11 protein-coding genes and 2 pseudogenes are annotated in these 13,907 nt (G+C 28.4%); all 13 read left to right on the forward strand.

Annotated features, from left to right (window positions below; all coding sequences use genetic code 4):
* The first annotated feature begins 10 nt into the window (after window positions 1-10).
* The 13 genes and pseudogenes from ychF (at window position 11) to AACL22_RS13910 (ending at window position 13,871) form a co-directional block, all read left to right on the forward strand.
* Window positions 11-1,111 carry a redox-regulated ATPase YchF gene (gene ychF / locus AACL22_RS10265; protein WP_338991925.1) on the forward strand — a complete coding sequence of 367 codons (1,101 nt, stop codon included), beginning with the start codon at window positions 11-13 and terminating at the stop codon, window positions 1,109-1,111.
* Between the two features lie 12 nt (window positions 1,112-1,123).
* The gene (ispF, locus tag AACL22_RS10270) at window positions 1,124-1,582 is read left to right on the forward strand and encodes a 2-C-methyl-D-erythritol 2,4-cyclodiphosphate synthase (protein WP_338991927.1); all 459 of its coding nucleotides are present in this window, start codon (window positions 1,124-1,126) and stop codon (window positions 1,580-1,582) included.
* Window positions 1,583-1,608: 26 nt separating this feature from the next.
* Complete coding sequence (gene gltX / locus AACL22_RS10275) at window positions 1,609-3,057, forward strand: glutamate--tRNA ligase (protein WP_338991928.1); 1,449 nt, start codon at window positions 1,609-1,611, stop codon at window positions 3,055-3,057.
* Between the two features lie 7 nt (window positions 3,058-3,064).
* Window positions 3,065-4,294 carry an HD domain-containing protein gene (locus AACL22_RS10280; protein ID WP_338991930.1) on the forward strand — a complete coding sequence of 410 codons (1,230 nt, stop codon included), beginning with the start codon at window positions 3,065-3,067 and terminating at the stop codon, window positions 4,292-4,294.
* A gap of 18 nt (window positions 4,295-4,312) precedes the next feature.
* On the forward strand, window positions 4,313-4,843 hold the full coding sequence (gene rpoE, locus AACL22_RS10285; RefSeq protein WP_338991932.1) for a DNA-directed RNA polymerase subunit delta: 531 nt from the start codon (window positions 4,313-4,315) through the stop codon (window positions 4,841-4,843).
* Window positions 4,844-4,927: 84 nt separating this feature from the next.
* Window positions 4,928-6,485: pseudogene (locus tag AACL22_RS13905) on the forward strand (CTP synthase).
* A 68-nt stretch (window positions 6,486-6,553) separates the two neighbouring features.
* A complete protein-coding gene (locus AACL22_RS10305) occupies window positions 6,554-7,855 on the forward strand; it encodes an adenylosuccinate synthase (RefSeq protein WP_338991936.1) in 1,302 nt (433 codons plus the stop codon).
* Window positions 7,855-9,147 (forward strand): adenylosuccinate lyase, encoded by a 1,293-nt coding sequence (gene purB / locus AACL22_RS10310; RefSeq protein ID WP_338991938.1) that lies wholly within the window; start codon window positions 7,855-7,857, stop codon window positions 9,145-9,147. Before AACL22_RS10305 ends, purB begins: the two co-directional genes overlap by 1 nt.
* Before the next feature lie 15 nt (window positions 9,148-9,162).
* A complete protein-coding gene (gene pth, locus AACL22_RS10315) occupies window positions 9,163-9,732 on the forward strand; it encodes an aminoacyl-tRNA hydrolase (protein ID WP_338991940.1) in 570 nt (189 codons plus the stop codon).
* Window positions 9,722-10,630, forward strand: coding sequence for a 16S rRNA (cytidine(1402)-2'-O)-methyltransferase (gene rsmI / locus AACL22_RS10320; RefSeq protein ID WP_338991942.1), 909 nt, complete (start codon window positions 9,722-9,724; stop codon window positions 10,628-10,630). Before pth ends, rsmI begins: the two co-directional genes overlap by 11 nt.
* Before the next feature lie 537 nt (window positions 10,631-11,167).
* Window positions 11,168-11,374: a hypothetical protein gene (locus AACL22_RS10325; RefSeq protein ID WP_338991944.1), complete on the forward strand. Its 207-nt coding sequence runs from the start codon at window positions 11,168-11,170 to the stop codon at window positions 11,372-11,374.
* A 69-nt stretch (window positions 11,375-11,443) separates the two neighbouring features.
* The gene (locus tag AACL22_RS10330; protein WP_338991946.1) at window positions 11,444-12,319 is read left to right on the forward strand and encodes a hypothetical protein; all 876 of its coding nucleotides are present in this window, start codon (window positions 11,444-11,446) and stop codon (window positions 12,317-12,319) included.
* 350 nt (window positions 12,320-12,669) lie between these two features.
* Window positions 12,670-13,871: pseudogene (locus tag AACL22_RS13910) on the forward strand (arginine deiminase).
* The last annotated feature ends 36 nt before the right edge of the window (window positions 13,872-13,907 follow it).

Below are 13,907 nucleotides of genomic sequence, written 5' to 3' on the forward strand. Positions count from 1 at the left end.
GAAGAACATAATGGCATTAAAAATGGGAATAGTTGGTTTACCAAACGTTGGTAAATCAACTTTATTTAACGCAATTACAAATTCACAAGTTGAAGCAGCAAATTATCCATTTGCAACAATTAATCCAAATGTTGGGACGGTAAAAGTTCCTGATGAACGAATGGATACTTTAATTACTCTTTGTGCTCCGCACAAAGCAATTCATAGTACCTTTGAATTTTATGATATTGCTGGATTAATTGCGGGAGCTAGTAAAGGTGAAGGTTTAGGAAATGCTTTTTTGCAAAATATTCGCGAAACTGATGCAATTTGTATGGTCATCCGTTGTTTTGATAATAAAGATATTACCCACGTTCAAGGAACAATTGATCCAATTCGTGATATTGAAATTATTAATTTAGAATTAATTATTTCTGACCAAGAACAAATTAAAAAACGAATTGATAAAATTAGCAAAAAAGCACAAACTTTAAAACAAAAAGAAGATGTTTTTGAGTATAAATTATTATTAAAGTTAGCAACAGGATTAGAACAAAATAAATTATTAAAAGATTTAACATTATCAGATGATGAACTAAAAGTAGTAAAGAATTTTAATTTATTAACAATTAAACCTTTTATTTATGTTGCTAATGTTGCAGAAAGTGATTTAAACCAACCAGATAATTTTTATGTTAAAACAGTTAAAGAATATGCTCAACAACAAGCAATTGAAGTCGTTGTTATTTGTGCTAAAATTGAAGAAGAATTATCAGCATTAGAACCAGATGATTGGAAATTATTAATGGCTGATTATGGCATTAAAGAAGCTGGTTTAAGTCAATTAATTAAAAAATCTTATGCTTTATTAGGTTTACAAACATTTTTTACTGCTGGCAAGCAAGAAGTACGAGCATGGACTTTTAAAAAAGGAGCAACAGCACCAATGTGTGCAGGAATCATTCATTCTGACTTTGAACGTGGTTTTATTCGCGCAGAAGTTTATTCGTATGATGATTTAGTACAATATGGTAGTGAAAAAGCTGTAAAAGAAAATGGTCGGTTACAAAGCGAAGGAAAAACTTATGTTATGCAAGACGGCGATATATGTTTTGTAAAATTTAATGTTTAGGGAGAAATAATAATGCGAATTGGCAATAGTTATAATTTACATAATTTAAAAGTAGAAACTGGTTTTTATTTAGGGGGAATTTTTATTCCATGCCAATACCAAATTGAGGCTGTTTCTGATGGTGATATTTTGTTACATACAATTAGTGAAGCAATTATTGGAGCCTTAGGATTAGGTGATTTAGGAGAATGGTTTGATGAAACAAATAAAAAACTTAATTCACAATTAATTTTTAAAAAAGCATTAACATTAATGACTGAACAGAATTATCAAATTAGTAATATTGATGCAACAATTATTATTGATGAACCACACTTGCAAAAGCATAAAAAAGCAATTAAAACTAATTTACAAAAATTATTACAAATTACGGCTGAAAAAATTAACTTAAAAGCAACAACTACTGAACAAAATTTTCCAAATATTATCCAAAGTTATACAACATTATTACTTTTAAAGCAAAATGATTAGGTCAAAAGCTAGAATGGAGGATTAAAATGAAACAAAAAGTCAGATTACGTTACGCACCAAGTCCAACGGGATTTTTACATATTGGTAATACAAGAACAGCATTATTTAATTATTTATTTGCAAAACATTATGATGGTGTTTTTGTTCTACGAATTGAAGATACAGATATTGAACGAAATGTTGAAGGAGCGATTGCGTCACAATTAGATAATTTACGTTGATTAGGAATTGAACCAGATGAAACAATTGATCGCCCAGGGACTTATGGACCATATCGACAATTAGAACGGTTAGAACTTTATCAAAAATATGCGCAAAAATTATTAACAACAAAAAAAGCATATTATTGTTTTTGTACACCAGCTGAACTTGAAAAAGACCGTGAAGCACAATTGGCAAAAGGATATCTTTCACCACGTTATAATCGCAAATGTTGACAATTAACTTCTGAACAAATTGCTGAAAAATTAGCAAAACAAACCTCATATAATTTACGTTTTTTCGTTCCTGATGAAGCAAGTTATGATTTTAATGATTTAGTCCGCGGTCCTGTTCATTTTGAAGGAAAAGATCTTGGCGATTGAGTTATTTTAAAATCAAATGGAATTCCAACTTATAATTTTGCGGTCGTAATTGATGATATGTTAATGGAAATTAGTCATGTTGTTCGGGGAGAAGAACATATTTCTAATACACCAAAACAATTAATGATTTACGAAGCATTTAATGCTAAGCCACCAATTTTTGCACATTTAACCTTAATTGTTAATGAGCAACATAAAAAGTTGTCAAAACGAGATAGTCATTTAATGCAATTTATTAGCCAATATCGAACATTAGGATATTTACCAACAGCAATTTTTAATTTTATTAGTTTATTAGGATGATCGCCTCCGGGCACTGTTGAAATTTTTAGTCATGATGAATTAATTAAAATTTTTGATGAAACGCGGTTTAGTAAATCGCCAAGTATGTTTGATGTTAAAAAATTAACTTGAATGAATAATTATTATCTTAAAGCAATGAATGATGAGGATTATCTAACTTTTGTTCGACCTTTTTTAGCAAAAAGCTATGATTTAACAAAAAAAACATCAGAATGAGTAAATATGTTATTATTAATTTATAAAAAAGAACTTCAATATGGGGCAGAAATTGTGACCTTAACAAAACCATTTTTTGAACCAGCAACAAAGTTATCAATGGCAACGCAAGCAGTGTTAACAGAATTGAGCGGTTATGAAGAAATGATAACATCTTTTAAAACAGCGTTAAGTCAATTGCCAGTTTGAGATGAACCAAATATTAAGCAATTAATTAGTAAAATGGGGGAACAATATGCTATGAAAGGAAAGAATTTATTTATGCCAATTAGAATTTTTACTTCTCATCAAGAACATGGACCAGAACTAGCCAAGGTTATTTATTTATTAGGGAAAGAAAAAGTAATTAATAATATTACTAAATTACAATAACAAAAAAATGAAATTACCACTAACAATCCGAGATAGTGTTCATGGCGATATTGAAATTAATGAAGAAATTACCGTAAAATTAATTAACACTTCAGAATTTCAACGCTTGCGTCGCATTAGTCAATTAGCAGGGGGACAATTTGTTTTTCCAAGTGCGTCGCATACGCGTTTTTCTCATTGTATTGGTGTTTATCATTTAGTTAGTAAAATGTTAGAAACAGCAAGTTTTCAAGAAATGTATAGTACGCATGAACGATTATTGGTTAAATTAGCAGGATTACTGCATGATGTTGGTCATGGTCCATTTTCACATACATTTGAAATGACTAATCATGTCACAAAACAGAATATTAGTCATGAAAATTATTCGTCTTTATTAATTAAAAATCCAACAACAAATATTAATAAAATCTTAGCGGTTGAATTTAGTCCAGAAGAAATTAATGAACTATGTATAATGATTGAAGGTAGACATTTGGACGGGGTTTTATCATCGTTAGTATCTTCACAATTAGATGCTGACCGAATGGATTATTTATTACGTGATGGACAAACAAGCGGTGTAGATTATAGTCATGTTGATACACAGTGAATTATTCGGCATTTATTTATTAAAGATAAAAAGATTGTTTTTCCGTTAAAAGTACAGTATGCAATTGAATCATTTTTAATTGGCCGTTATCATATGTATAAGCAAATTTATTTACATCCACTAAGCATTGGATTTGATTTAACTTTCCAAATGATGTTCAAACGATTGTATGATTTATACCACAGCAATTATCAATTTAAAAATAAAGTAATAATTACTTTATTAATTCCAGTGTTGGAAGGAAAAATGATGAGTCCAGATCAATATTGTACATTAGATGATTATACATTATTTACATATTTAAAAATGTTAGAAAATGAAAATGATGAAATTTTAGTTACATTAATTGAAATGTTCACGACACGAAATTTTTTGCAAAAAATAAACCCAGCAAAAAGAAATTTCGAAGAAATTAAAAATAATTTGATAAAAAAATATAAAAACCATTATAATTACTTTATGGTTGAATATAACCTAAAACCAGTTAAATTATATGATAGTGATACTAAACCAATTTATATTGATACACCAAAAGGAATTAAATGCATTATGGAAGTTTCAGAAGCCTTAGCATTTAAAAATAATAGTAAAAAGACAGCAACAACAATTTGGTTTTCAATTGGAGAAAAATATGAGAATGATTAATAAGAAAGATTTAAATTAATGAACGATAATGTAGAGTTATTAAAATTAGTGTATTCATATTTAAAAAAGAAAAAAAAAAGCGATACTTTTGAAAATATTTGAAATGATATTGCATCAAAAAGTGATGTAACAGTTCAAGGAGCCAGCAAAGAAGATGTCATTGCAGAATTATATACTGATTTGGTGTTAGATAATCGTTTTGTGTTGACAAGTGAAGGTATGTGAGGGTTACGTGAATTCTTAAAGTATGATGAAATTAAAAAACAATATGATTATACTGACCAGTTTGAAACAACAGAAGAATTTGAAGATATTGATTTAGAAGAAAATAATGATGAAGAAGAATCATTAATTGATACTCTTGATTTTGATGATACATTAGATGATGATAACGAGGAAGATGATTTTGTTGAAATAGAAGTTGATGATGATTTAATTGAAAATGACTATTCTATTGATGATGACGATGAAACAGTAGCAGCTAAATTGGGTATTACAGAAGAAATTGACTGAAAAGCTCTTGAAAAAGAAATGGAAGAAAATAATTAATACCAAGATTAAAGAGTGTTAGAAGTGACAACCCTGTTAATTTCTAAACTCTTTTTAATTTGAGGATGAAAAAATGACAAAACAATGGCAAAATATATTTTTGTAACTGGTGGAGTTGTCAGTGGCTTAGGGAAAGGCATTACAGCTTCTTCAATTGGTGTTTTATTAAAAGCAAGTGGATTAAATGTTTTTATGCAAAAATTTGATCCATACTCAATGTTGACCCGTGGTGTAGTTGTAATTTCAATTGCAGTTGGTGCTGAAACAGATTTAGATTTAGGACATTATGAACGTTTTATTGATGAAAATTTAACAAAAGAATCAAATATCACTTCAGGACGAATATATAAAAATGTAATTGAAAAAGAACGCCGTGGCGAATATGAAGGTGGGACAGTTCAAGTTGTTCCCCATGTTACTAATAAAATTAAAAAGAAAGTTTATCATGCGGCATCAACATCAAAAGCAGATATTATTATTACTGAAATTGGGGGGCAGTTGGGGATATTGAATCGTTGCCTTTTATTGAAGCAATTCGTCAAGTTCGCATGGAACAAGGACGAGAAAATGTTATTTATATGCATGTTTCATTAGTTCCATATATTGCAGCATCAAAAGAATCAAAGACAAAACCAACGCAACATTCAGTGCGAGAACTATTATCACTAGAGATTCAACCAGATATTGTTGTTGCTCGAACTGAACAAGTTTTAGAGGATAATGTCCTTGAAAAAATGCGCTATTTTGTAATATTGAAAAAAATAATGTTTTAGTAGCTACTGATGTTGCTAGTATTTATGAAGTACCATTAAAAATGTATGAACAAAATGCTCAAATAGTAATTAGCAAGTTATTAAACTTAAAAGTCACAAAAACTGATATGTCAGGATGAAAACAATTTATTGAAAAAATTAATCACTCACAAGAAGTAATTGAGATTAAATTAGTTGGAAAATATATTGAGCTTCCAAATGCTTATTTATCAGTTAGTGAATCGTTTCGAATTGCTGGATATGAAAATAAGGTTAAAATTAAAATTGATTGAATTAAAGCCGAAGATATTAATAAAAAAAATTATCAACAATTATTAAAAAATGAAAAAGGGATTTTGGTTCCTGGTGGTTTTGAAGGGAAAATTTTAGCATGTCAATTTGCTCGTAAAAATAACATTTCATTCTTTGGAATTTGTTTTGGGATGCAAGCAGCTGTAATTGAATTTGCCCGTAATGTTTGTCACATTCAGGATGCTAATTCTTCAGAATTAACAGAAACAAAAAATGCAATTATTGATATTATTCGTGGCAAGGATAAAACCGATGCTTTAGGAGGAACATTACGCTTAGGTAATTATAAGACAACTTTAGTTCCAAACACATTAGCACATAAGTTATATGGGAAAGATGAGATTTTGGAACGTCATCGCCATCGTTATAAAGTTAATAATGATTTTCGTGAACAATTAGCACAAGCAGGATTAGTATTTAGTGGTCTTTATGCTGAGAAAAACTTAGTGGAAGTTATTGAAATCCCGAACCATCCTTTTTATCTTGCTGCACAATATCATCCGGAGTTTACTTCTCGGCCAAATAAACCAAATCCATTATTTAATGGTTTTGTGCAAGCAGTAATTAACAATAAATAAGATGAAAAATTTGAAAAAATAGGTAGATTTATATTAAGATTAAACCGTAGAAAGGTTGGAAATAAGTTATGAGTGGTACAAATTATCGAACACTAGCGATTGTTGGGAGCCAGTGGGGTGATGAAGGAAAAGGCAAAATTACTGATTATTTTGCTCAACAAGCAGATGTTATTGTTCGTTGAGCTGGTGGTGATAATGCTGGACATACAATTGTCATTAAAGGAACAAAATATAAGTTAAGTATTGTTCCTTCTGGTGTTTTTAATAAAAAATCAATTAATGTAATTGGGAATGGTTGTGTTGTTAATTTACGTAAATTAGTTAGTGAAATTAATTATTTACAAGAACATGGTTTTGATTGTAAAAATTTACGAATTAGTGATCGTGCCCATTTAATTTTTCCATATCATATAAAAATTGATGAATTGCAAGAAGAGTATCGCCAAAAAGATTCAATTGGAACAACAAAAAAAGGAATTGGTCCTTGTTATCAAGATAAAGCAGAACGAATTGGGATTAGATTAGGTGATTTATTTGATGAAAAAAGATTTTTACAAAAATTAGAAAATAATTTAAAATTTAAAAATGAAGTTTTAACAAAAGTTTTTAATAGTGAAGGATTTGACCCAAAATTAATTTGAAAAGAATATTTGGCGTTATTTCAACAAATTAAAACACTAGTAACTGATACTTCAATTTTAGTTGATAATGCAATTCATACGCATCAAAAAGTTTTGTTTGAAGGCGCACAAGGAGTAATGTTAGACTTAGATCATGGTACTTATCCTTTTGTTACGTCATCAAATCCAACAGCAGCTTCAATTCCGGTTGGTGTTGGGATTGCACCGCGTTATATTAATAATGTTTTAGGAATTGTTAAAACATATAATACTCGTGTTGGAACCGGGCCATTTCCATCAGAAATTTTTGGCGAAGTTGAAGCATATATTCGTGAAACAGGACGTGAATATGGGACTGTATCGAGGCGTGCGCGCCGAATTGGATGATTTGATGGTATTTTAATGAAACATTCGTTGCGAATTAGTGGTTATACTAGTATGGCAATTATGTTATTAGATGTTTTAACTACTATTAAGGAATTAAAAATTTGTATTGGCTATGAATATCAAGGACAACAAATTGATTATGTTCCAAGTACAATTAAAGAATATGAGATGTGTAAACCAATTTTAATAACAATGCCAGGCTGAGATGAGGACATTAGTAATGTTACAACATTTGAAGATTTACCACATAATGCTCAACAATATTTAATGAAGTTAGAAGAAATCGTTGGTGTTCCAATTAGTTTATTTTCTGTTGGTCCTGACCGTGAACAAACTATTTTAATGAATAAGGAGATTTTTTAATGATTGAACGTTATTTTGTTCCAGAAATTGGAAAAATTTGAAGTGATGAAAATAAATATAATACCTGAGCAAAAGTAGAATTATTGGTTTGTGAAGGATGGACACAATTAGGATTAATTCCCACAACAGATATTGAAAAAATTAAAACTAATTTAACAGTAAACTTACCACGAATGTTAGAACTGGAAGCTGAAACAAAGCATGATGTTGTTGCTTTTACTCGAATGTTATCAGAAACATTGGGACCAGAAAAAAAATGAATTCATTATGGTTTAACATCAACTGATATTGTTGATACTAGTCAAAATTATTTGATTAAAGAATCAAACTATATTGTTAAAAAATATATGCTTGAATTAAAAGAAGCGTTAAAAGAAAAAGCTCTTACTTATAAAAATCAATTAATTATGGGTCGTACCCATGGAATGTTCGCCGAACCAACCTCATTAGGATTAAAATTTTTACTTTGATATGCTGAATTAGAGCGTAATATTACGCGGTTTGATGCTGCAGGTTCAGCAATTGCTGTTGCAAAAATATCAGGTTCAGTTGGTAATTTTGCGCATGTTGAAGTTCAAGTTGAAGAATATGTAGCAAAACAATTAGGGCTAAACCTTGACCCAATTACAACGCAAGTAACATCACGTGATTATCATATTGCATTATTTACAAGTTTTAGTCAAATTGCTAGTTTGTTAGAAAAAATGGCGCTTGAATTTCGCCATTTCCAACGTTCAGAAGTGGCTGAAATTGCGGAAGGATTTAGCAAAAGTCAAAAAGGTTCATCTTCAATGCCACATAAAAAAAATCCAATTAGTGCGGAAAATATTGCTGGTTTAGCTCGTTTAGTGCGTAGTAATATAAATGTTACATTTGAAAATAACTTATTATGACATGAACGTGATATTTCCCATAGTAGTAATGAACGAATTATTATTCCCGACACATATCATTTAGTAGTTTATTTATTGAAACGAATGATCGGTGTTATTAATAATTTGGTTGTTAGTCCGGAGAAAATTATTGAACATTTACAACAAGCCAATCAAATTTATTTTAGTCAAGTTGTTTTAACAAATATTTTAAAAGAAACTAATTATTCACGTGAAGAAGTTTATGATTTTATTCAAAAATGTACTTTAATAGCACAACAACAGCAAATTGATTTTAAAAATGTTTTGATTGATAATAATATAGCAAAATATTTAGCCTTACCAAAATTAGAAAAATTATTTGATAACAATTATTTTTTACGAAATATTGAACAGATTTATCAACGAGTGCTAAATTAAAAAAGGAGCGAGATAATGAAGTTAATTGTGGGTTTGGGGAATCCAGGTAATGAATATACTTATACAAGACATAATATTGGTTTTTTAGCCATTGCTAAGTTGGTAGATAAATTTAATTTAGCAAAGCCAAAAAATGCTTTTAATGCTTTAATATGAGAAACAACAATTAACAACGAGAAAGTTCTTTTTTGTCAACCACAGACTTTTATGAATCTAAGTGGATTTGCAGTTTATCAAATTAAACAATTTTATAAATTAACATTAGAAGATATTATTGTCATTTATGATGATAAAGATATTCCTTTCAATGTTATTAAGTTAAAAAAGAATGGTTCAAGTGCTGGTCATAATGGAATTAAAGATTTAATTCAAAAACTAGGTAGCGAAAATTTTTTACGGATTCGTTTAGGAATTGGCAAGGATGTCCAAATTCCAACCCGAAACTGAGTACTAGGAAAGTTTTCTCCTAGTCAGTTAGAACTTATTAATAATAATTTATTAGAAAGAGTTTATCAAATTATGGTGCAATATTTAAAAAAAGCAACTAGTTTTGATAAATTAATGAGTCTTTATAATGGCAAATAAAATTAAACAATATAGTTTTAAAAGTAATAATCCGAAAATTTACTTAATTGCAACTCCAATTGGTAATTTGCAAGAAATGACACCACGAGCAATTGAAGTTATTAAACATGATGTTCAAAAAATTTATTGTGAAGATACGCGGAACACAATTAAACTATTAAATTATTTTAATTGTAAAAAACAGTTAATTTCTTTAAATAAAGAAAATGAAATGCAACGCTTAACAGAAATGCTAAATGATTTAGCACAAAACTTATCAATTGCAATTATTAGTGATGCCGGTTATCCACTGATTAGTGATCCAGGTTATTATGCTGTTAACCATATTTTGGAACATTATCCCTATGATGTAATTCCGATTAGTGGTGCTAATGCTGCTTTAAACGCCATTGTTAGTTCGGGTCTTAATCCGCACCATTTTTTATTTTTTGGTTTTTTAAATAAAGCAAAAACAAAAAAAATTAATGAGTTAGAACAACTGCTATCATTTCCATATTCTATTATTTTTTATGAAGCACCGCATCGAATTTTAGAAACATTAAAAATAGTTAAATCAGTTTTTGGTGAGCGTAAAATTGTCATTGGTAAGGAAATTACAAAAATTCATGAGCAATGATATCGTGGACAGTTAAGTGAAGTGCTTTTGTTTTTACAACAAGAAGAAAATGCTGCTTTTGGTGAGTATGTCCTTGTTGTTGATGGGGCGGCGAATCTTCCAGTTCCTATTATTGCAGATGAAATTTTAGTTGCCGAAATTGACCAATTAATTACAAAGCAAAATTATCGCGTTAAACAAGCAATTGATTTTGTTGCAAATAAATATAAAATTAGTAAAAATGTTTTATACAATAAATATCATCAACAAAAGGAGCACGATGGAAAAAACAGAACGAATTAAACACTTAGTGTTTTGTAGCATTCTTTTTAGCTTAGAAATTATTGTTTTATTCTTAACTTATTTTTATAGTTTAATTTATTATCAATTAAATTGATTAAGTTATTTGTGATATTTTGTTAGTTGATGAAGTGTCCAAACTGATTTTTTAATTTTATTATTTGCCTTCGGAGGATTAATTTACTTTACAAAATTACAAAATTGTCATTTTGTAACAAACCAGTTTTTTATTTTATACATTGTCTTTGCTGCCTTGTTAACATTTTTATTTTTTTACACTTGGGACAGTTATCGGTGCCATTACTGGTGAAAAGTTTACTGCAAGTTGGTATAGCTTCGCAATTTATTGAATTAGTACAACAGTGCAGCATTGATTGTGTCCCGCGATTTTCATTATCTATTTTTGCATTGTGGTTGAAAAAGAATGTATTAATTATAAAAATTTTTATTTACAAAAGTTATATAAGTTTTATCTTCATCCAATTTTTTATACTATTTTTATTGCTGTTCGGGAAGGAGTTTTATTATTAATTCCAATTGATGAAAAATTGTGAAATTATAGTATGCCAGCAAGTAACTACTATGTACCATATTTTTTTTCAAGATTTTCGTCGGTTAGAATATTATCTTTTATATTTAATTGTGTTAAGTATCATTATTGCTTTATTAATAACATTCGTTGTTAATTTAAATAATTTATTAGTTAACCACCAAAAAATTAAAGAAAGTCAAGAAAAAATAAATTAAATTTAAATAATTCTTATTTTACGGTAAAATTGAAATACATAAAAATTATAAAAGAATAGAGGGAAAAAAATGACAGAACAGAGTAATTTCTGAACAGATGTTGAAAAAGGAATGATGAGTTATTTAACAAAATATATTAATCTTTTTGAAACAGACTATGCAAAAGACACAGCGGAAAAAAATCCAAAAATAGAAGCTTTTTTAGCAGGAGCAAAGTTTAAAACTAATTTTGAAGATTTATTTAACTTTGTGAAAACAGAAATCAAACCATTATTTGATGATATTAGAACAGAATATTTACAAGATAAAAAACCAGAAGAAATTGATCAGAAAAAAGTTACAACATTAATTGAAGTAAGCAAATTATTTAACGCAATTATTCCATTGCCACGATTTTTAAATGATTTTATGACTAGTGCAAAAGAAACTAGTCCGGTTGATTTAAATAAACTTTTTGTAAATATGATGAAAGTAGAAATTGGTGAGTTAACAAAAATTTATGATGATGAGATTAAAGAACTTGACCCAGCGCTTGATAAATGTTTAAAAGAGATTAATAATGCTAATGATGCCTTGGAAATTTGAAATTTAGTAAATCAATTAGGTTTATTTTTACAACGTGATATTATGTTAACTGATTTTTCTCCTGAAAAAGAAGAAGAAAAGTTAAAAGGACAATTAGCAAATATTGATCAAATTGAAAAAGATTATAATGATGGAAAAATTAAATTACCAGAATTTAATAAAGAAAAAATTATTGAAGAGGTCCAAGCATATCATAATTTTGTCATTGCATTAAGTCCGGGAAAACGATTAAAAATTGCTGAAAAAACAACAGAATATCGTAATAAAGTCGTTCCTTTAGTTCAAATTATTCAATGCTTACATGATTTATTAATTAATATCTTAACTGCAACAAATATCATTAATACAGCAAAACAATAAAAATTTATTGTTTTTTTATTTCTAGTAATAAAAAAATAATAAAAAACTTTAAAGACTTGTTTTTAAAATTAAAAAGAATAATATAAAAGTATAAGGATAAAAAAAGTAAACAATGGCATTTTTATTTATGCAATATCGAAAAGTGTATTGCTTAAATATATTTGATAAAAGGATAGCATAATCAATTTTAAGTATATTTATTTTAATGGCATTAAAGGACATTACAATTTGATAGGTATTCTGTGTATTTAACAGCAATTTGCATTTTTTTAGTTTTGCATGTTTATCTTTAATTTTTATTAAAGGATTTTAATAAAAATGGACGTAAAAAGAGAAAGAGGACAAGTAACATGACAGAAAAATATGGTATTAATGTTTATTCAGAAATAGGTAATTTAAAAACAGTATTGTTACATCGCCCTGGTGATGAATTAGCTAACTTATCACCAGATTTATTGGAACGATTATTGTTTGATGATACACAAGATTTAGCAGTTGCACAAAAAGAACATGACTTTTTTGTGCAAACTTTTAGGAACTTAGGTGTTGAGGTGTTGTATATTGAAAAATTAGTCGCTGAAGTTTTAGACACTGATTCAAAAATGCGGCAAGAATTACTAGAACAGTTTTTAAAAGAATCTGGTGCAAAAGAAGAATACATTAGTAAGTTACGTACTTATTTAGGCAAATTAGATAATCAAGATCTTGTTAATAAAATGATAGCATGGGTAACAAAATACGAGTTAGGAGTAGAAATTACAGATAATTATCCGCTAGCGGTTGATCCAATGCCAAATATTTTATTCAAACGTGATCCATTTGCATCAATTGGAAATGGAGCAACTATTCATAAAATGTTTACGGTTACTAGAAATCGTGAAACATTATTTTCTGATGTTGTTTTAAGACATCACCCCCGTTTTAAAGGAAAAATTAATTTTTAATATGATCGTAATGAAAAAGAAACTTTAGAAGGTGGAGACATTTTAGTTTTAAATGCAAAAACATTAATTATTGGTGTTTTACAAAGGACATCTCAATGAAAGTTATTAAAATAGTAGCAAAAAATCTAATTGAAAATAATTCAGTTAGTTATGAAAAAGTTATTGCATTAGATTTAAAAACAAAAAATCGTGCTTTTATGCATTTAGATACTGTTTTTACTAATATTGATTATGATAAATTTATCGCACACCCATTAATTTTTGAAGCAATGGGTGAGTTTAAAATTTTTGAAATTACAAAAAATGGAGTTAAAGAAATTAAAGAAACAATTAAAGATTATTTATCAGAAGAAGTTGGTAAGCCAGTTCAAATTTTTAAATGTGATGGAGAAGATCCAATTGCACAGGCAAGAGAACAAAGAAATGATGAGACAAATGTTATTACAATTCGTCCTGGTGAAGTGATTGCCTATTCAAGAAATCAAATTACAATTGAAATTTTAAAACAAGCTGGTGTTAAAGTGCACATTATTGATTCAGCTGAATTATCACGTGGACGTGGGGGACCTCGTTGTATGTCAATGCCAATTTGAAGAGAGGATATCTAAAATCTTAATATTATATTTTAAAAGGAGAGAAAAAAT

This window comes from Spiroplasma endosymbiont of Seladonia tumulorum (genome assembly GCF_964020235.1).
Lineage (GTDB): Bacteria > Bacillota_I > Bacilli_A > Mycoplasmatales > Mycoplasmataceae > Spiroplasma.